This window comes from Gammaproteobacteria bacterium (assembly GCA_030949385.1).
Lineage (GTDB): Bacteria > Pseudomonadota > Gammaproteobacteria > JAUZRS01 > JAUZRS01 > JAUZRS01.
Map to the genome: position 1 here is coordinate 122,497 of JAUZSP010000007.1, position 20,145 is coordinate 142,641.

At 49.6% G+C, this 20,145-nt stretch carries 17 protein-coding genes; 3 read left to right on the forward strand and 14 right to left on the reverse strand.

Features of this window, described 5'->3' with window-relative positions; all coding sequences use genetic code 11:
* Window positions 1-14: 14 nt before the first annotated feature.
* The 3 genes from Q9O24_10030 to Q9O24_10040 form a co-directional block, all read right to left on the reverse strand.
* Window positions 15-923 (reverse strand): hypothetical protein, encoded by a 909-nt coding sequence (locus Q9O24_10030; GenBank protein MDQ7075466.1) that lies wholly within the window; start codon window positions 921-923, stop codon window positions 15-17.
* Window positions 924-1,010: 87 nt separating this feature from the next.
* On the reverse strand, window positions 1,011-1,580 hold the full coding sequence (gene rnhB / locus Q9O24_10035; protein ID MDQ7075467.1) for a ribonuclease HII: 570 nt from the start codon (window positions 1,578-1,580) through the stop codon (window positions 1,011-1,013).
* A complete protein-coding gene (locus Q9O24_10040; GenBank protein ID MDQ7075468.1) occupies window positions 1,577-2,713 on the reverse strand; it encodes a diguanylate cyclase in 1,137 nt (378 codons plus the stop codon). The genes rnhB and Q9O24_10040 overlap by 4 nt, the downstream gene beginning before the upstream one ends.
* Window positions 2,714-2,880: 167 nt before the next feature.
* Here Q9O24_10040 and thrC point away from each other — a divergent pair, with 167 nt between their 5' ends.
* Complete coding sequence (gene thrC, locus Q9O24_10045; GenBank protein MDQ7075469.1) at window positions 2,881-4,350, forward strand: threonine synthase; 1,470 nt, start codon at window positions 2,881-2,883, stop codon at window positions 4,348-4,350.
* A 38-nt stretch (window positions 4,351-4,388) separates the two neighbouring features.
* Here the strand turns inward: thrC and Q9O24_10050 are convergent, their stop codons facing one another.
* The 10 genes from Q9O24_10050 to Q9O24_10095 all read right to left on the reverse strand — a co-directional run bounded on the left by Q9O24_10050 (window position 4,389) and on the right by Q9O24_10095 (window position 15,798).
* Window positions 4,389-5,273, reverse strand: coding sequence for a hypothetical protein (locus Q9O24_10050; GenBank protein MDQ7075470.1), 885 nt, complete (start codon window positions 5,271-5,273; stop codon window positions 4,389-4,391).
* Between the two features lie 83 nt (window positions 5,274-5,356).
* On the reverse strand, window positions 5,357-6,649 hold the full coding sequence (locus tag Q9O24_10055; protein MDQ7075471.1) for an NAD(P)/FAD-dependent oxidoreductase: 1,293 nt from the start codon (window positions 6,647-6,649) through the stop codon (window positions 5,357-5,359).
* Window positions 6,650-6,663: 14 nt separating this feature from the next.
* Window positions 6,664-7,254, reverse strand: a complete 591-nt coding sequence (locus Q9O24_10060) for a c-type cytochrome (protein ID MDQ7075472.1) — start codon at window positions 7,252-7,254, stop codon at window positions 6,664-6,666.
* Between the two features lie 71 nt (window positions 7,255-7,325).
* The gene (locus tag Q9O24_10065; protein MDQ7075473.1) at window positions 7,326-7,868 is read right to left on the reverse strand and encodes a NapC/NirT family cytochrome c; all 543 of its coding nucleotides are present in this window, start codon (window positions 7,866-7,868) and stop codon (window positions 7,326-7,328) included.
* 224 nt (window positions 7,869-8,092) lie between these two features.
* On the reverse strand, window positions 8,093-11,362 hold the full coding sequence (locus Q9O24_10070; GenBank protein MDQ7075474.1) for an efflux RND transporter permease subunit: 3,270 nt from the start codon (window positions 11,360-11,362) through the stop codon (window positions 8,093-8,095).
* A 91-nt stretch (window positions 11,363-11,453) separates the two neighbouring features.
* Window positions 11,454-12,638 (reverse strand): efflux RND transporter periplasmic adaptor subunit, encoded by a 1,185-nt coding sequence (locus Q9O24_10075; GenBank protein ID MDQ7075475.1) that lies wholly within the window; start codon window positions 12,636-12,638, stop codon window positions 11,454-11,456.
* A gap of 135 nt (window positions 12,639-12,773) precedes the next feature.
* The gene (locus tag Q9O24_10080; GenBank protein ID MDQ7075476.1) at window positions 12,774-13,958 is read right to left on the reverse strand and encodes an MFS transporter; all 1,185 of its coding nucleotides are present in this window, start codon (window positions 13,956-13,958) and stop codon (window positions 12,774-12,776) included.
* A 27-nt stretch (window positions 13,959-13,985) separates the two neighbouring features.
* The gene (gene aroC, locus Q9O24_10085; GenBank protein ID MDQ7075477.1) at window positions 13,986-15,083 is read right to left on the reverse strand and encodes a chorismate synthase; all 1,098 of its coding nucleotides are present in this window, start codon (window positions 15,081-15,083) and stop codon (window positions 13,986-13,988) included.
* A 54-nt stretch (window positions 15,084-15,137) separates the two neighbouring features.
* Window positions 15,138-15,431, reverse strand: a complete 294-nt coding sequence (locus Q9O24_10090) for a hypothetical protein (protein ID MDQ7075478.1) — start codon at window positions 15,429-15,431, stop codon at window positions 15,138-15,140.
* Window positions 15,385-15,798: a hypothetical protein gene (locus Q9O24_10095; protein MDQ7075479.1), complete on the reverse strand. Its 414-nt coding sequence runs from the start codon at window positions 15,796-15,798 to the stop codon at window positions 15,385-15,387. The genes Q9O24_10090 and Q9O24_10095 overlap by 47 nt, the downstream gene beginning before the upstream one ends.
* Before the next feature lie 196 nt (window positions 15,799-15,994).
* Here Q9O24_10095 and fusA point away from each other — a divergent pair, with 196 nt between their 5' ends.
* Window positions 15,995-18,079, forward strand: a complete 2,085-nt coding sequence (gene fusA / locus Q9O24_10100; GenBank protein MDQ7075480.1) for an elongation factor G — start codon at window positions 15,995-15,997, stop codon at window positions 18,077-18,079.
* A 75-nt stretch (window positions 18,080-18,154) separates the two neighbouring features.
* Here fusA and Q9O24_10105 read toward each other — a convergent pair whose 3' ends face one another.
* On the reverse strand, window positions 18,155-18,766 hold the full coding sequence (locus Q9O24_10105; GenBank protein ID MDQ7075481.1) for a dUTP diphosphatase: 612 nt from the start codon (window positions 18,764-18,766) through the stop codon (window positions 18,155-18,157).
* Between the two features lie 107 nt (window positions 18,767-18,873).
* Between Q9O24_10105 and Q9O24_10110 the strand changes: the two genes are divergently transcribed.
* Entirely contained in the window at window positions 18,874-20,145 is a 1,272-nt protein-coding gene (locus tag Q9O24_10110; protein MDQ7075482.1) for a methyl-accepting chemotaxis protein, read from the forward strand.

Sequence of the window (20,145 nt, forward strand, 5' to 3'; positions counted from 1 at the left end):
TCGAAAAACCAACCTTAACTTTTCGTCAAAGCCCTGATGTTTTCTGCAATCAACTGCATCTGAGACAACACATCAGCAGGGTGTTTTCCTTCCAACAGTTCAACCTCAGGACGAGGCGTATTGATTTCCAGTGCCACTTTAATGCGCACCAGTTCCGCCAATAAAATATGGGTGGTGTCGTACACATCAGAAGGGGTGATTTTGCCATTGGGGAAGCTCGGTGCGCGCAGTGGCTCGATGTTTAATTTACGCTGCAAACGAGCCAGCAGGTGCATGTTTTTAAAACTCTGTAAATTGACATCTTTGGGCTGCTTATTCGCAACGGATTCAGGTGCTTTTGTTAATACAGAAAACCCCAACTTAGTTGAAATTTGCCCCAGCTCCGCCAAAATCAAGCGACTGTTGCGAAACACAAATGAAGGCTTAATCTCACCGGCTACAGCATCCAAAAGATAAGAGACATTCCACATATTTTCATACGCATCGGAGGGACGTTTACCCGCCACAAATTGCGGCTCTTGAATCTCTTCAGCGATCTCTAGTTTTTTCTTCAAACGACGCAACTCAAGCAAAATACGCTCACTGACGGCAAACACCTCCGTTGGCGATATGTTTCGAATCGGAATACTGCCAACCTCTGTCGGAGTCAGTCCCTGCCGCGTTTGCGCGCGCGCCACTTTCTCCATCACCTCTAAGGCTTTGGCATAGACATGGATCGGTTTTTTCTTTACCTGTACCCCAGAATGACGAGGCGTGTCCTGCGCGCCCAATTTCTGCCGAATTAGGCTGATTTCAGCCATCATACGTTGTGTATTTTGATAGACATGGCTGGGAGAGATCCCCTCCGCAAGCGCCAAATGGGGAAAAAACAGGGAAAAACAAGACAAAAAGAGAGCAACAGCAAGACGTTGTACAGATTTCATAATACACCTCAAAGACAGCACAAATAAAAGACCAGAAAGCCTTATTTGTAGCAATGAGGCAAAACGCTTGCCATAAAGTAAACGTGTTTATTCAGATCTGAGCCGTTGAGCCACCGGACGAAAGCTGCGTCGATGTTCATCAATCACACCAAATTCCAGCAGCGCCTGACGATGGGCTTTGGTGGGGTAGCCTTTGTGCTGGGCAAAACCGTACTGCGGGTATTTTTGATCCAAAACCCGCATCTGACGATCTCGATACACCTTGGCCAAAATCGACGCTGCACTGATCTGTGCCACCAACGCATCGCCTTTCACAATCGCTTCACAAGGCAAATCAATATCAGGACAGCGATTGCCGTCCACTTGCACCAAGTGCGGAATAATCGTCAAACCTTCAACGGCACGCTTCATCGCCAACATCGTCGCCTGCAAAATATTGATTTTATCAATTTCCGCTGCCGTTGCCTCCGCAATGCAAAAGGCCAGCGCCTTGTCCTGAATCTCGGCAAACAGTGCTTCACGTTTTTTTTCACTGAGTTTTTTTGAGTCCATCAAACCCACAATCGGACGATCTGGGTTTAAAATCACCGCCGCTGTCACCACCGAACCCACTAATGGCCCTCTGCCTACTTCATCCACACCGGCCAAATATGTCACGAGGCCAATACCACTCGATTTCGCCCCTCAGACTTGGCCGCATAAAGCGCCTGATCGGCGCGTTTTATCAATTCCGTTGCCGGTATATCAAGACGAGGCACCATTGAAGCCACCCCAATACTGACCGTCACCACCTTGCCCTTAACGTGTGGAATCGCCAACGCTTCGATCAACTCATTGCAACGCATGGCGTCGTTATAAGACTCCACGCTGTTGGGCAAAATAACGGAAAACTCCTCACCGCCAAAACGCGCCACCAAATCTGCCGGTCGTCTAAAGGCACTCGCCAAAGTAGTCGCAATCTTGATCAGGCATTCATCACCGGCCAAATGACCGTAGTGATCATTAAAAGCTTTGAAATAGTCCACATCAATCATCAACACCGAAAGCGGCGACTTTTCCCGAATCGCTCGCTGCCACTCATTTTCAAAACAGTCGTCAAAATGACGACGGTTGGCAATGGCGGTTAAGGCATCCATCATCGACAAGCGTTTTAGAGCATCATTGCTCGCATGAATTTGCGCTAAATTTTTTGCTCGCTCCCGTTCATAACGAAAAAAGAAGCCAAAAACAATCGTCGCCAGCAACAGCAAAAACAAGATCAATAGAATATGCACCAGCTCAAATTGCCTGAGCTTCACATCAACATTGTGTTGTAAACCCGCCTCTAACTGGTCTGCGCTAACCAGCAACCTTTTAAAGAGAGCGTCATAACGTTGATCAATGTCACTGCCAATACCTGAGCTTTTGACGTTTTGAAAACGCTGTAGAGTCATGCTTCTAAACCGTTGCAACTGCACCACAATCTTCTCAGCGTCGTCGATCAACAGAGGATCTTGCAGTGCTAGAAAACGCCCCTCATGATTTTCTCCACCGTGCAACATCGCGTTCGCATACCAAACCGCACGATCAAGGTGAGACAAAACCGTATCAATACTTTCTGCTTCATCGTTGCTGATCAACTCTTCAAACCACAAATGAGCGGAAGCCGCCTCCAATTTGATCACCATCGAAGCGTCCAGCAGCGGCACGTAACGCTCCATGATTCGATAACTAAACGTAAAGCTGATGTTGAGCATTGAGATGATTAACACCGTCGCCAAGGAGATAAGCAACAACAATTTTGACGGCACACGATTACGCCAACCGCCCGTCAATGCTCTTTTTATTCCTAAAAATATTGTAAAACACCCACCAATACAACATAAAATTAATAATAACAGCAACAACGGCCAATATCTGCGCTTTGTAATATCGGGTACAATTGCTCTCATCTTTAAACATCAGATGACCTACAAACATGAATTTTATCGAAACGCGCGGCAACGACGGCCAACAGGCTTCAGAAGTCAGTTTTTCTTCCGCCATTCTCAGCCCCATGTCCTCTTTTGGAGGGATTTACGTCCCCGATAGCCTACCCGATCTAGGCACAACCTTTTTGCAAACCCACCTCAACAGCAGCTACAAAACCTTAGCCAAAGCACTGCTAAATGCCTTTGAGATCGACATCGACCCAGCGGTGATCGATGAAGCCCTCAACACCTACGACGCTTTTGACGATGCCAACAACCCTGTGCCGGTGGTCAAAGTGGACGATGACACGTTTGTCAGCGAGCTCTATCACGGCCCCACTCGCGCCTTTAAAGACATGGCACTGCAACCCTTTGGCGTGGTGCTCTCCCGACTGGCACAACAACGGGGTGAACACTATTTAATTATGGCTGCCACCTCCGGTGACACCGGTCCTGCTGCACTGGAAACCTTTAAAAATCGTGCTAACGTGAAAGTGGCTTGCCTCTATCCCGACGGCGGCACCTCCGATGTGCAGCGTTTGCAAATGGTCACCGAAGACGCAGCCAACCTCAAAGTCATCGGCATTCACGGCGATTTTGATGACGCACAATCGGCACTGAAACAGTTGCTCAATTCAGAAAAATTCGCCGCCAAACTGAAACAGAAAAACACCCGGCTTTCAGCGGCCAATTCGGTCAATTTTGGCCGCATTATTTTCCAGATCATCTACCACATTCACAGCTACTTAGAATTGGTGCGCCAACACGCAATCAAGCTCGGTGATAAGGTTTATCTGGATGTACCCAGCGGCAACTTTGGCAACGCACTCGGCGGTTATTACGCCATGAAAATGGGCTTGCCAGTAGAAAAAATCCTCATCGCCTCCAACAGCAACAACGTACTCACCGAACTGATTCAAGAGGGGCGTTACGACCTGCGTGAACGGGAGGTCATCGGCACCACTTCACCAGCGATGGACATTCTCAAATCTTCCAATGTGGAACGCATTTTATTTGATCTGTTTGGCGCAGAACGCACCAAAAAGTTAATGTTGCAACTGGACAGCGACAACCATTACCAATTAAATCCCGCTGAGCTGGCAAAGCTACAAGCCATTTTCAATGCCGATTTTTGCAGTGATAACGAAGGCAAAGAGGTAATTCAGAACCGTTTTAAACGTGGCTATTTAATGGATCCGCACACCGCCACCTGCTTTAAAACCCAGCAGTCCTACGCCAAAAAGGGCATTAAAACCATCATCTACTCCACTGCTGAGTGGACCAAATTTTCACCCACCATTGCCAACGCCCTCACCGGTGAAGAAGATGCTCACGATCTGGATGCGCTGAAAAGCATCTCCCATGAAGCCAACACGCCAATTCCAGCCACGATCAGCGAACTGTTTAATAAAAACATCGCGCAAAAGAGTGTGATTGATAAAAACAACATCGAAACCGAGGTGCTGGCCTTTTTATAACCGATTTGTAGCGGCTGACCCATGTGTCAGCCCTCGCTTTACCCCCCCACCTTTCTGTGACACGCCACCACAGTGTGCTCGCTGTCCAGCTCAAAACACCAATCCGCTCGCTGCGGCAAGGTCTTTAAACAGTGTTGTGTTAAACGTTCAAAATGTTGTATAAAACGCCGCAGTTCTGTTTCATTCATCAAGCGATTTTTTTTATCAGACTGTTCTGATAGCTTCTGCTCCTGTAATAAACGCCACTGATAAACCCTCTCAAAGGTGGGTGGGTTCAGCAGTGCCAGATAATCTATTTTTTTAAACAACTTCTGATACTCATCCGCCAAACAGTCGTTCACATACGTGCGCCAAACGCTGCTTGAATCCTCATTTTTTTCCAAATCATTTATAGGCAAAGCCACCTCAGCTGCTGTTTGCGCTTCAGCGCCCAAACACCACCCTTCTAAAATAATTAGATCCACTTTTCCCCGCACAAGCGACCATTCAGATTCGGGTAAACGGTCATCAATGCTTTTATCAAAACGGGGAATTAAACAGTCGTCGGTAGGCGCTGTCTGCTGCAATTGTGCCAGCGTCCGCAAGGCCAGTACCACATCGTGGGTTCCCGGCACCCCACGAGTGGCCAACAAAGGATGAACGTGCTGGGCAAGCTCTTGGCGCTGTTGATGGGTTAAATAAAAATCATCAAGCGAAAGCGACACCACCGAGAGTGGTTTTAATAACAGAGCAAGCAACTTTGCTAAAGTGGATTTTCCCGAACCCTGTGAACCTTGCAGACCAATCACAAGAGGTTTATCCGCCTTTTTATACAACAAAAAAACATCGTCAGCCAAGTCCTTAAACCAAGGGAAAACAGTATGGCGATACTGTTCAGGCAGTCGTTCTTGTTTTAAAAAATCATCAATTTTTTTATTATTCACATCCATAGCACCAAATTTTAAGCACAAAAAAAGCGGAGCACAAAGGCTCCGCTTTTTAAGTCAATAAATTGACTTAACTGGCTTTAGCCAAACGTATCAGAGGTGATATTTTTGAACCAGCTGTGTGCATAACCCACTTCACGCTTGCGGAAAGCAGGAGTTGCATCCATAGGTGTCAGGCCACCAGAGCCCTTAACCTTAATGATTTTACCTTCTGCACCGAGACGGTAAACCATTGCAACAGAAATACCCCAATCTTCGCCAGGCACACTGTAACAGGTGTTAACGTAAGAAGGCGTAGGCGCATCATTGCCATTCAACATAGCAACGATGGCTGCTGCACAGACTTTGGCTTCAGAACTGGCCGCATAACCGGATTTCGGCAGAGGGCTAGCAACTGAGGAGTCACCAATGACGTGGACATTTTTGTGAATGGTAGACTCGAACGTCTTCTGATTCACAGGACACCAACCTTTATCGTTGGTCAAGCCCGCAGCAAAGGCGATTTTACCGGCTTTCTGAGCAGGGATAACGTTTAATACGTCAGCCTTATGATCAGTAAACTCAGTAAAGGCCATGCGCTTGTCGGCATCAACACGATTAACCAGACCGTCGTTGGCTTTAGAAACCCACTCGATCATGCTGTTGTCGGTACCGTAACCGTACATTGCTTTCCAAGACTGAACAAACAGGCCTTTCTTGGAGAACTTATCTTTAGAATCCAAAATCAAGATTTTTGATTTTGGTTTGTGTTTCTTCAGATAATGTGCGATTTGACCGGCACGCTCGTATGGCCCAGGAGGACAACGGAAAGGGTTAGGAGGAGGTGCAATAATCACCGTACCGCCGTCTTTCATTGCTTCCAGCTGTTTGCGCAGAATGATGGTTTGTGAACCGGCTTTCCAAGCATGTGGCACTTTTTCAGCAGCAGCCTCATCGTAGCCTTCAATGGTATCCCATTTGAAGTCCACACCAGGAGAAACGATGCAATGATCGTAAGCGAAAGATTTTCCGCTTTTGGTGTTCACTTTTTGTGCTTTAGCATCAATACCGGTTACCCAGTCATTGACCACTTTAACACCGTGAGCTGCTAAACCACTGTAACCGAACTTGATTGAATCCATGCTACGGCCACCGCCCAGCACTTCATTACTCATGAAACAGGTGTAGTAATGTTTGTTGGCTTCGATCAGGGTCACTTCGATTGAAGAATCACCCATGCGAATGTATTTAGCAGCTGTTGCGCCACCCATACCACCACCAATTATCACAACCCGCTTGGTTGCACCCAAACTCAAGCCAGGAGCACCCAGCGCGCCAACGGCGGCGGCAGCACCTGTAACCTTGAGGAAATTACGACGTGTAAATTGACTCATATTAGTCCTCTCCCCTACTTCTCGCTGGCATAAAAGTTCATGAGTTGATCCATACCAGCATCACCCGCTTTTTTATGCATTTTTTCCAGTTTTTTCTTCATTTTTTTCGGCATTTCACGACTGCCGTCCATGAAGTCCTGCATCGTGTAATGCAAGTAAGGTCCCCACTGACCAGCTAGGATACCTGCATCGTCTTCACTGGAAGTACCGCCATCTTCGTGGCATTTTTCACAGTATTTATCGTGCAGTTTTGCACCTTTTTTGGCTTTGCCTTTATCAGACACCTGCATACCGGCTTTGAATTTTTGCTCGGCAAAAAATTTCGCCATCGCTTCAAATTCTTCTTCAGTGTAGCCTTTTGCGATACGACCCATAATGGTTGAGGGGCGTTCGCCACTCTTATAGGCTTTCATTGCATCGACAAAGTAGTCTTTGGAAATACCCGCAATGGTCGGTGTCGCAGGCCCTTGGCTATTGCCATTGGTACCATGACAACCGGCACAGGTGTTGCCCAACATTTCACCACTGGGTGTCGCGGCCCAAGCCGTTGCACTCAATACCAAACCACCAATCAACAAGGCAAGTTGTCTCTTTTTTTGCCTCATAGTCTCCCTCCTCTCGCATTACAGCGTGGGTTAATAAAAACAGCGTTTATCTTACTCTTTGACCTGCAGACCTACTCTGAATCTTCCGGCTCATCCGGCTCTTCATGAGCAATGCCTTTATGACAATCGATACACGTTTTTCCCTTTTCAGTCGCACGACGATGCTTTTTAGCAGCCATCTTATCCTGCTCGTCAAAATCCATATGTTCAACATTATGGCAACTGCGACACTCGCGAGAATCGCTGGCTTCCATTTTTGCCCAAACCCGAGAGGCCATATCCCAACGATGCGCTTCGTATTTTTCCGGCGTATCAATGGTGCCTAAAATTTCATGGTAAACGTCTTTGGCCGCCATGATTTTGGCGTAAAGTTTAGGTCCAAATTCCTTAGGAACGTGGCAATCGGCACAGGTGGCTTGCACACCGGAACGATTTTTAAAATGGGAGGTTTCTTTATACTCGTTGTAATTGGTCTGCATCGTATGACACGAAATACAAAACTCCATACGGTTGGTATAACTGAAAAAAGCATTAACACTGGCCAGTGCTGCTGCACCCGCCAAAAAAATTAAGACACCAATCCAGAGGCCTTTTTTAGCCGCACGATCTACCATAGAACTTCATCCATAGAACAAAAATTATTTATCTAGAAAAATGTTTTCAATAGTCTCCGCTCTGTCTGAAAACCATTTAGCTCGTAATTGCATTTAAACAACGAATTAACCTCTGGGAATTATTTATACCACGGCTTATTCATAGAAACCACAACTTTCAGCTTTTTTTAAGTTACAAGCACCGTTGAGTAAAGGTCTCTACTCAACGGCCTATAAAACCACGTTTAAACGTGGCTCTGCTTCTCAGTGCTGTCATCAGACATGCTTGAACCCACACTGATGCACCCCAGTGGTATCACGATCAAAGTCAAAATCGTCGAGATCATCACCCCAAACAGCAGTGAAACCGCCATACCTTGGAAAATCGGATCACTGAGGATCACACTGGCACCGCCCATCAAAGCCAATGCCGTGATCACAATCGGACGGGTACGGGCTTTACACGCACGCAACACCGCCTCTTCCACGGGAGTACCCATTTTCACTTCGGCAATAGAAAAATCCACCAGCAAAATAGAATTACGCACAATAATGCCCGCCAAAGCAATAAAACCGATCATCGAGGTGGCAGTAAATTCAGCCCCCATAATCCAGTGACCCGGCACAATGCCCAACAGAGTTAAGGGGATCGGAGCCATGATCACCGCTGGCAAGACAAAGTTACCGATCATGCCCACCACCAACATGTAAATAAGGATCAGAGCCACACCAAAAGCAATGCCCATATCACGGAAGGTGACGTAGGTAATCGTCCACTCACCGCCCCACTCAAACGCAGATTCACCGTTATCCTCAGGCGCGCCGGTCATAAAACCGGACATCGTTACCCCATCGGGGGTAGTGTAGTTTTCCAATAAGGTATCAATGTCACTCATCGGATAAATCGGTGCGGCCAAACGCCCCACCGCATCGCCCACCACATACTCCAAGGGACGCAAATCTTTGTGGTAAATCACCGGGTCTTGGGTCACTTGAACAAAACGCCCCAGCTCCGCCAGCGGAATCAGCTTGCCATTGCTGTTGGCAATGGGCAGTTCATTGAGATACTCCGTGCGCGAACGCATAGAAAGCGGTATTTGCAACACAATGTAAGTCGGCTCCAGCGCCGCACCTTGTTTGATATCATCCACACGGTACTCGCCCATGGCCATACTCAGGTTACGAATGATACTCTTCACTGAAATACCCAGACGGCTGGCTTTTTGCGTATCCACCTCAAAATGCCACACCTGATGCTCTTGCTGCATCAAGTTATTCACGTCAGCCAAACCGTCCAAGCTCTCAAACATCTTGGTCATATCCGCCGCTACTTGGCGGCGCGTCTGCGCATCTGGGCCATAAATTTCTGCCACCACCGACTGCATCACCGGAGGGCCTGGAGGCATCTCTGCCACCGTCAAACGCCCACCAGCCGCCTGCACGATGGGCAACAACAGACCCCGCACCTCTTGGGCAATCTCATGACTGGAGCGATCACGTTCGGTTTTGTGCAGCAATTGCACTTGCAACTCACCCTGCCACGGCTCTGAACGCAAATAGTAGTGACGCACCATGCCGTTAAAATCAAAGGGTTTCGCTGTACCGGTGTAGGTTTGCACCGCCGTTACTTCCGGTACCAAACGAATCACTTCCGCCATCTGCAACACCGCATTGGCGGTACTGGCCATGGCGCTGCCCTCGGGCATATCCAAAACAACACTGAACTCTTGTTTGTTGTCGTAAGGCAACATCTTCACCGTTACCGCCGTGGTGTAAAACATTGAACAAACCAAGAAAAACGACACCACCAAACCAATCAAAAAGACCTTACCGTAAAACCGGTTTTCAATCAGAGGCACCAAGACACGACGGTAAAGTGAATCAAGACGTTCCTGCTCGGCGTGTTCTTTGTCTTCCATCTCTCGCAACTGGCTCAGAGAGGGTTTAATCCGCATGATCAACCACGCAGTAAAGGCAAACGCGGCAAACAGAGAGATAATCATCGCCACCGAACCCAGCGCCGGAATCGGCCCCATATACGGCCCCATCAAACCGCTCACAAAGGCCATCGGCAACAGCGCCGCCACCACCGCAAAGGTCGCCACAATCGTCGGGTTGCCCACTTCACGAATCGCATCCACCGCCGTATCCGTGTCCATCGCGCCTTTCATTAACCAACGCCGGTAGACGTTTTCCACCACCACGATGGCATCATCCACCAAAATACCGATAGAGAAGATCAACGCAAACAGACTCACGCGATCAATGCTAAAGCCCATCAAAAAGGCAGCAAACACCGTCATCAAGATCACCACCGGAATCACCAATGTGACCACAATCGCCGGACGGATGCCCAAGGCGTACCAAACCAACAAGGTCACAATGCCCGTTGCGATCACCAGTTTAAACAGCAGTTCATTGACCTTATCCGCCGCGCTGGCACCGTAATTACGGGTCACTTCCACATGCACTTCTGCTGGAATCAAACGCCCTTTCAAGGATTCAACTTTGGCCAAAATTGCATCGGCCACCGTCACCCCATTAGCACCCATTTTTTTCGCAATCGCCACCGTCACTGCTTGCGCGTTGTTTGCCTGATGATTGCTGCCCGTGGCTTGCTGATACGCCACCCCCGTCGAATAGGTCACCAATTGATTTGGCTCCTGCAACGCGCTGGTTACCGTGGCCACATCTTTAATGTAAACCGGCTGACCTTGATGAGTTGCAACCAACAAATTACCCACATCGCTGGCCGAAGCCAAAAATCCACCGGCATAGAGTGCCATGTGATGATTGTTCGACTCCATTGAACCGGTTTTGGCCTCACTGTTGGAAGCACGAATGATCTGCGCCACCTGCTCCAAACTGACCCCAAAGCCCGCCAAACGCTCTGGCAAAACGTCCACCTGAATCTGCTCACTGCGACCGCCCACCACAAAACCCTGGCCGGTATCCGGAATCTGTTTCAAACTTTGCAGTAAATTCAAAGAGAGACGACGCAACCCCCCGCCGTCCACCACATCGGACCACAGAGTCACGGTCACCACCGGCACATCATCAATGCCTTTGGCCTTCACCAACGGCGGGCTGACCCCAGGCGGCATCTGATCCATATTGGACTGCAATTTATCATGCACTTTTACCAGTGAGGCTCCTGCTTCTTCACCGACGATAAAGCGCACCGTCACCACACCTTGGCCGCGTTGACTGGCAGAGTAGACGTGCTTCACACCAGGAATTTCACTCATAATACGTTCGAGTGGTTCAATGGCCAGCGCCGCCACCTGCTCCGAAGAAGCCCCCGGATAGGCCACAAACAGATCCACTATTGGCACCGAGATCTGAGGATCTTCTTGACGTGGAGTAACCATTAAGCCAATCAGCCCCATGGCCATCATGGCTAAAAAGAGCAGAGGTGAAAGAGGAGAGTGAATGAATGCTTGTGCCGTTTTGCCTGCCAGCCCCAGAGGAGCGTGCGTCTCAACCGCGTTTTGAGCTGATGCGTCCTGTGCCATATGAATTGTCTTTATCAAAAAATAGGTGAGCCAAAACAGTGAGCCAAAACATACGCTTGCTCACCGTTACTGATTGTTTTTACAGAAAAAATTATTCTGCTTCAGTCGCTGCTGCTTGAGGCACGACCGTATCGCCACTTTTCATTCCTGGCAAAGGTTGCTTAACAATGGCAGCCCCCTCCTGCAAACCGGAAATCACCACCACAGAATCATCTGTCGTCGCCCCCAAACGCAGCAGGCGCAACATCGCTTGCCCCTTCTCGTCCATCACGAACACCAAGGGCAGGCCGCCTTTAATCACCACCGCCGAACGCGGGATCACCAAATCACCTTGCGCGCCACTGTTTGCTTCTGGAATCATCACTTCGGCGTACATACCGGCAACGGCACTGGTCTTCTCAGGCAGCAACAACTCCAAAGGCACGGTATGACGCACCGAGTCCGCCACCGGGAAAATACGACTGATCACCGCCTGCACCACCGGGCGGCCATTGGCCACATCATCCAAGCGCACGTCCAAAGTCATACCGACTTTTAAAGCCGAACGCAGGCGCACCGGCACTTCGATTTTGACTTCCAAACGCGAGGTGTCCGCAAAAGCCAATAAAGCCTGTCCTGGTTGCACCGTATCACCCAGCTCCACATGGCGTTTGATGATCACGCCATCAAAGGGAGCCACACTTTGACTGTCCCGCAGCGCCGCTTCGATCTGTTGAATTTGCGCCTGAGAGCGCAGCAAATTGCTCTTGGCCTGAGAAAGCGCCACCTGACGTGCCACTAAATCACTGTGGCGTTCCGCACCCGTATCGCGGGTGCCCATCACCGACTGCATGGGATCCGTAAACATCTGATCCATCATCGAGGGCATCGCCATGCCACCGGGGGTTTTGGCCACCACACTCGGGGAGTTAATCTCACGATTCAGTTTTGCTTTTGCATCCTGAATAGCCGCTTGAGCCGAGGAATAGTCCGCTTGAGCCGCTTGTAACTGCGCTCGCAAAGCGGTGTTATCCAAACCCAACAACAACGCGCCTGCTAAGAAACGATCGCCTTCGTTACCGGCAAGGTAACGTACCCGACCTGGCAATTGCGCCGCCAGAGAGACGGTTTTCAAGGCCGTCACACTGCCACCGATGGTACTGGTCAACAGCGATGCGTTCTGACGTTTCACCTGCACAACTTCCAACTGGCTCTCAGCCGCGATTGGCTCGATTTCTGCTGCATTCACAGTACCAAGTAACATTGTGCCAACCAGCACACCCCACGATTTTGTCATAATCCGTACCCAACAGCCCTAGCAAAACGCCAACTGTATTATTCAAAGTGATGAAAACCGCTCAGTATAAACGGTGCTTTTGTGACAAACCCCGCAAAAGCGGCTGAATATGCGGGAATAGTAACCATTTGTCTATTAGGGATTTCCCTTGCTCTTCACGCTTAAAACAAACTCACCCCTGCCAAACAAGCCCCAATACGCAACCAGAGCTGCTAACAAAGCCACTCCTCCCGCCACCGAGAAGGTCAGCGCCGCGCCCCATGACTGCCAAAATTGCCCCGCAAAATAACTGCCCACTGCCCCACCAGCACCAAAACTGACACTGGCATAAATCGCCTGCCCTCGCCCCTGATGACGACCGACAAAAAAGCGGTGAATAAAGGAAATGGCCGCCAAATGATAGAGACCAAAGCTGGCCGCATGCAGCAGTTGAGCAAACAGCAACACAACCTGCACCTCAACAAAATAGGCGATCAACAACCAACGCAAGGCGGTTAAAAACAGACTCAACGCCAACAACGTACCCAAAGGAAAGCGACGCAACAGCTGCGGTGCCCAGATAAAGACCCCAATCTCCGCCACCACCCCCAAAGCCCACAGCAGACCAATCACTGTTGTACTGTAACCGACCTGCTCCAAATAGATGCTGTAAAACACATAATAAGGGCCATGACTGGCCTGCAACAGAAAACAGGCCAGCAACAACGCCAGCACTTTTGGCTGCTTCAACACCGACCAAAGACTGGCCGCAGAAGAGGGGTGCTCAGAGGCCGGAGCTTCCGGCACCAGCAAGGAAGAGAGCCACAGCACCACAAACAGCCACAACACAATCCACGGCAAAGTCTCGACACCAAAACGATCCAACAGCGGCCCCAACACCACCACCAGCAGAATAAAACCCAAGGAACCCCAAAGGCGAATGCGACCGTAAGCGTGGCTGTTTTTGCCCAGATGAGAAAAGGTGACCGCTTCAAATTGCGGCAAAGAGGCGTTCCAAAAAAAACTAAAGAGCGCCATTACCAGCGCCAGCCACAAATAACTGTTGACCCACAACAGCAATGAAAAACTCAGCAACGCCAACAGACTGGTGATGCGCACCACCCACATGCCCTTGCCGGTGTGATCCGCCACCCAGCCCCAAATATTGGGCGCAATCAACTTGGTCAACGCCAAAATGGCAATCAACTCACCAATTTCAGCGGCAGAGAACCCCAACGATTGCAGATAAAGCCCCCAGTAGGGGATCAAAGCACCCAGGGTGGCAAAATAGAACAGATAAAACGAGGAGAGTTTCCAGTACGGCAGATCAGAAGAGGTCACAACAGAGCCGCACCAGAAAAGAAAAAATTACACGCCCGCCGGAATCACCGGAGTATCCACCATCACATCGCCATTTTGCGCTCGATGTCGCAGATAGTGATCCATCAACACCAGAGCCAACATCGCCTCGGCAATTGGGGTGGCACGAATGCCGACACAAGGGTCGTGCCGCCCCTTGGTGACCACCTCAATCGGCTCGCCTTGCAAATTCACACTGCGCCCAGGCAGACGCATACTGGAAGTGGGTTTCATCGCAATGGAAGCCACAATCGCCTGCCCTGAAGAGATCCCCCCCAGCACCCCACCCGCATGATTGGAGAGAAACCCTTCAGGAGTGATCTCATCGCGGTGTTCCGTGCCTTTTTGCGCCACACAATCAAAGCCCGCGCCGATCTCCACCCCTTTGACGGCGTTGATGCTCATCAAGGCATGAGCAATATCCGCATCAAGACGATCAAAAATCGGCTCACCCAAACCTGGTGGAAGACCTTCGGCTACCACGGTCACTTTTGCCCCCACCGAATTGCCCTCTTTACGCAAGGCATCCATATACGCTTCCAGCTCAGGCACCTGCGCGGCGTTCGGCCAGAAAAAGGGGTTATCACCCACCACCGACCAGTCCAAACCTTCGGCTTTAATCGGCCCCAACTGAGAAAGATGACCACGAATCGTCACCCCCAACTGCTGCGCCAGATATTTTTTCGCAATCGCACCAGCCGCCACTCGCATCGCCGTTTCACGCGCAGAAGATCGACCGCCGCCACGGTAATCGCGGAAACCGTATTTTTGTGTATAAGTGTAATCGGCGTGACCGGGACGGAACCGATCCATAATATCTGAATAATCTTTCGAACGTTGATCGACGTTTTCAATGATTAGGGCAATGGGTGTACCGGTGGTTTTACCCTCAAACACCCCTGAGAGAATTTTGACCTGATCCGGTTCGCGGCGCTGGGTGGTGTGACGCGAGGTACCTGGGCGACGACGATCCAGATCTCCTTGCAGATCCGCCTCGCAAAGCGCTAACCCAGGGGGGCAGCCGTCCACAATGCAACCGATGGCGGGGCCGTGACTTTCACCGAAACCGGTGGTCGTAAACAATTTTCCAAAGCTATTTCCTGACATGGTGCGTATTGTAGCGATTCTGCCCTGAAACAACAGGAGAAATTTCCAGCACCGCTATTTTGAACCACGCCATTTATGCGATGGCTGTTCTTGGCAATAACCCCAGTAACCGTCAAAATGGGTGCGCGCATCATCGAAACTAAACAGCACTTTCCCCCAATAAAACGAGCCGTCTTTTTCTACCTCACAACGTTTACGCGACTTCGCTTCGACCCAATAACCATCCAAAACACCGCCGCGATACTGACCCAGTATGCGACCTTGATCACTGCCATACTCGGCCAGATGACCACTAGAGACATCACCTAAAAAAAACCATTTCGCCTTGACTGGTCTGCCATAGATCACTCTTACCGCCAGTAACCGATTTTGAACCCGTATAACTGAGTAATTTTTTACAGGTGGCGTTACTGATACTTTTGCCATCACAGCCACACTGCAACTGACGGTATTGAAAACAGCCACTAAAGTAGGTGTCATCTCGCACTCCATACAAAGCGCACATGCCTGGACCACTCTGATTAACCCAGTCTCCGGTCAAGATTGAAAAAGAGCCATCGGGCATCACATAATAAGGTGTCGGATCACCGCTCACCACATCATTCACGTAGGTCGGTTGCCAATCGTTACCGCGACAGAGGCGCACATCTGAGGCCAACACCCACTGCGGAAACAGCAAAAAAACCAGAGCCATTACGAAACCACGAACCATCACACTCACCTCCAGACAATAAACAATCAGACTTTCTTTGATTCTGTGAGGAATTATCCCTATCCCTCGGCATTTTCTTGTACAATGCCGAACTTTTCGGGGCTGACGGGTCCCGATACTCAGGGCAGAGAGTTTAACCCAAACTCGGATGCCATCGACAAAGACTTTTTTACCCGAAATCAAGATCTAGAGCACACACATGACTGAACTACTGAACTACCGCAACATCGGCATTTTCGCGCACGTGGATGCGGGCAAGACCACCACCACCGAACGCATTCTTAACCTTACCGGTAAGACCCATAAAATCGGTGAAGTCCACGACGGTGAAGCCACCACCGATTTCATGGATCAAGAGCGCGAACGCGGCATCACCATCCAATCTGCGGCCACCACCTGCTACTGGGACGACCATCGTTTCAATATCATTGATACCCCTGGACACGTTGACTTCACCATTGAAGTTTATCGCTCCCTTAAAGTATTAGACGGCGGCGTTGGCGTTTTCTGTGGCTCTGGCGGTGTTGAACCTCAGTCTGAAACCAATTGGCGTTACGCCAATGAGTCTGCTGTGGCTCGGGTCATCTTTGTCAACAAGCTGGATCGCATCGGTGCGGATTTCTACCGTGTGGTGGATCAAGTTACCAAAGTACTGGCTGCCAACCCACTGGTCATGACCCTGCCCATCGGCATCGAAGATGACTTTATCGGTGTAGTCGATGTCCTAACCCGCAAATCGTGGATCTGGGATGACTCTGGTGACCCCCACAACTACCGCATCGAAGACGTGCCTGCGGACATGGTTGATAAAGTGGAAGAGTACCGCGAACAGATGATCGAGACCGCCGTCGAACAAGACGACGATCTGATGGAATCCTATTTGGATGGTACCGAACCTTCCATTGATGAGATTAAACGCTGCATTCGCAAAGGTACCATCGCGCTGGACTTCTTTCCCACCTACTGTGGCTCCGCCTTTAAAAACAAAGGCATTCAGTTGATCCTCGACGGCGTAGTGGACTACCTGCCCAGCCCCACCGAAGTACCACCTCAGCCTGAAGTGGACATGGAAGGCAACGAAACCGGCGAATTCGCCCTTGTTGCGCTGGACAAACCTCTGCGCGCGCTGGCATTCAAAATTATGGATGACCGCTTTGGTGCATTGACCTTTATCCGCATCTACTCCGGCAGACTGGAAAAAGGCACCTCGGTGCTCAACACCTTCACCGGCAAAACCGAACGCATCGGTCGCATCGTTGAGATGCACGCCGACTCTCGTGAAGAGCTGAGTTCAGCCCAAGCCGGTGACATCGTTGCCATCGTCGGCATGAAAAACGTGCAAACCGGTCACACCTTGTGTGATCCTAAATTCCCAGCCACTTTGGAACCCATGGTCTTTCCTGATCCAGTCATCTCCATTGCTGTTGCGCCCAAAGACAAAACCGCCTCGGAAAAATTAGGCGTGGCACTGGGAAAAATGATCGCAGAAGACCCTTCTTTCCGTGTTGAAACCGACGAAGACAGCGGTGAGACCATCCTCAAAGGCATGGGTGAGCTGCATCTGGACATCAAAATCGACATCCTGCGCCGTACCCACGGAGTTGATGTTGAAGTGGGCAAACCACAGGTGGCCTACCGTGAAACCATCACCCAACTGATCGAAGACAGCTACACCCACAAAAAACAGTCCGGTGGTTCTGGTCAATTCGGTAAAATCGACTACACCATCGAGCCTGGCGAAGCGGGCAGTGGTTTTGTCTTTGAATCCAAAGTCACCGGCGGTAATGTTCCTCGTGAATACTGGCCTGCGATTGAAAAAGGCTTTAAAAACAGCATGCACCAAGGTGTCTTGGCTGGCTTCCCGTGTTTGGACTTCAAAGTCACCTTGTTAGACGGTTCATTCCATGCCGTTGACTCCTCTGCCGTTGCGTTTGAAATTGCAGCCAAAGGCGCTTACCGTCAGTCCATGCCCCGAGCCGGTGCTCAGCTGATCGAACCGGTCATGAAAGTGGACGTCTTCACCCCTGACGATCACGTCGGTGATGTCATCGGTGATCTGAACCGTCGCCGTGGCATGATTCAAGGCCAAGATTCCACTCCTACCGGCGTGCGCATCAAAGCCAACGTACCATTGAGTGAAATGTTCGGTTACATCGGTGATCTGCGTACCATGACCTCTGGTCGTGGCCAGTTCTCAATGGAATTTGACAACTACTCACCCTGTCCTAAGAACGTGGCTGAAGCCGTGATCAAGGAGACCAAAGAACGCAACGCCAAAAAATAAGGCGTTTGTTCTTCCAAAAAGACCCGCTTGGCCGTAAGGCCAGCGGGTCTTTTTTATCCCCTCAGAAAAATCAGCTCAAGCCGGATAAACCGCCTCCAACGCCCGATAAACCCCAGCAGCAAACTCATCAGCGTTTGCATCCAAGCGCGTCAAAATATCCACCAAATGTTCGTTATCCTCTCGTCCCTGCCAGACTTTGATGTAATTTCCTTGCTTATAACCGTGATCTTGGCGAAATACATTTAACACATTCTTGCCCACATAAGATTTAAACAGCTCATCAAAATCCATCTTCAACAGCTGCATCAAACGGATAAACACCCCCATATCCACTTCATGAGTCTCAAGCGAACGCTGCGCCAATTTTTCGATCAACAGACGAACATCATCACTCTCATCGGCTTTTTCCAAGGCAAGCACAATCTGCTCGGCTGTCTGTTCCAGTGACAAACCAGCCATCAATTTGGCACTCAGAGCAAAATGCCAAATATCGATCAACTCCAGCTTCACTTGTTCCAGATCCGGCTCCTGATGTTTCCACCACTTCCAACCGTAATGATCCAACATCTCAGCACACTCGGTCCAGATGGCTCGATACCACTCACAACCAGCACTGCGCCACTCGGGATTAACTCTGACATTCATCGACTCTTGCAACGTTAACATGGTGATGATTTTGGCTTGCATACTCAGGCCTCAACTGTAAAAAATTTGCCTATTTTACAAGATCGGAGCCATTTTTGCTTAGCTCCCATTAAGAGATTTTGACAGAGCATAGGGAAGTCAGACAGATCGTGAAAACTCGTTTCTACTCCAGCCTCATCGTAATTGCTCTACTTATGCTGGCTCTCAGCAGCCTCTTAGCACTGCAAGGCATCGCTTCTCTGTGGCAAATCAGCCTCCAAGGCAGCGTCATTGTATTGCTCTTATGGGGCATAATTGGTACAACGCAGCGTTATAAAAAAGCACGCACCACAGATGAAAAACGCTACCAAGACTTGCAAAGCGCCATCCAGAACTACGAAACACTCTCAGGCCAACTCATAAAAGAGAGCAACCAAGAACTCAGCGCACTGCGGGATTCTCTTGCCCAAGTAACCAGCGTCATGAACGACGCGGTCAGCAAACTCAGCAACAGCTTCACCGGCTTGCAAAGCATCTCCATTAACCAACAGCAGCAGCTGGAAACTTTAGTTAATGAACTGGTCGACATCGCCTCATCAGACAAAAAAACCGCCCATAAACAGGGCATTCATCACCTCACACAAGAGACCGAAGTGATGATCAAGCAGTTCATTCAAACCATATCCGAGATGAAAACCTCCAGCGATGCGGTGGGAAAAAAATTCAACCACATGCATCAGCAAATCGACTCCGTGGTAAAACTACTCGACGAGGTCAATGCCATCACCTCTCAAACAGAATTGCTCTCCCTCAATGCCGCCATCGAAGCGGCTCGCGCCGGAGAAGCGGGGCGTGGTTTTGCTGTGGTAGCCGAAGAGGTACGCAACCTCTCACAGCGCACCCATGAATTCAGTGGTGAAATTCGTTCTCGCATGGAAGAAATTGAAAAATCCGTCAGCGAAGTGGACGAATCCATGGAACAAGCCTCTGCCACCGACATGAGCGTTGCTCACCACTCACAAAAAAGTCTGGCCAAAATGTGGCAAGAGGTACAACGCATCAACTCCCGAGCGGGTGATCAGTCAAAAAACATCCACCTGCTCTCCGAACGCATTCATCAATTGATTATGGACGGCGTTATCTCACTGCAATTTGATGACATTGTCAGCCAGCTCATCGTGCAAACCGCCAACCGAACTGAATCTTTAGAAGAGCACCTAAACCACTACCTTGACGCTCAACAAGAAAACCACCCAGGAGATCTGGCCGAACAATTCAATCAGCGCAGTGAAAAGATACAACAGATAATTGAAAGTAAAAACGCATACAATCAACAATTTAATCACGATGCGATTCAACAACATAATGTTGATCAAGGCGACATCGACCTCTTTTTTGATCTAGACGACAGCCCCAACAAAGAATCTGTCGAACTGTTTTAA

Excerpts from the sequence above, each read along its gene's own strand:
- aroC (MDQ7075477.1), bottom strand. The coding sequence starts at position 15,083 with ATGTCAGGAAATAGCTTTGGAAAATTGTTTACGACCACCGGTTTCGGT.
- Q9O24_10030 (MDQ7075466.1), bottom strand. The coding sequence starts at position 923 with ATGAAATCTGTACAACGTCTTGCTGTTGCTCTCTTTTTGTCTTGTTTT.
- Q9O24_10065 (MDQ7075473.1), bottom strand. The coding sequence starts at position 7,868 with ATGGTAGATCGTGCGGCTAAAAAAGGCCTCTGGATTGGTGTCTTAATT.
- fusA (MDQ7075480.1), top strand. The coding sequence starts at position 15,995 with ATGACTGAACTACTGAACTACCGCAACATCGGCATTTTCGCGCACGTG.
- Q9O24_10055 (MDQ7075471.1), bottom strand. The coding sequence starts at position 6,649 with ATGAGTCAATTTACACGTCGTAATTTCCTCAAGGTTACAGGTGCTGCC.
- Q9O24_10075 (MDQ7075475.1), bottom strand. The coding sequence starts at position 12,638 with ATGACAAAATCGTGGGGTGTGCTGGTTGGCACAATGTTACTTGGTACT.
- Q9O24_10060 (MDQ7075472.1), bottom strand. The coding sequence starts at position 7,254 with ATGAGGCAAAAAAAGAGACAACTTGCCTTGTTGATTGGTGGTTTGGTA.
- Q9O24_10070 (MDQ7075474.1), bottom strand. The coding sequence starts at position 11,362 with ATGGCACAGGACGCATCAGCTCAAAACGCGGTTGAGACGCACGCTCCT.
- thrC (MDQ7075469.1), top strand. The coding sequence starts at position 2,881 with ATGAATTTTATCGAAACGCGCGGCAACGACGGCCAACAGGCTTCAGAA.
- Q9O24_10105 (MDQ7075481.1), bottom strand. The coding sequence starts at position 18,766 with ATGCAAGCCAAAATCATCACCATGTTAACGTTGCAAGAGTCGATGAAT.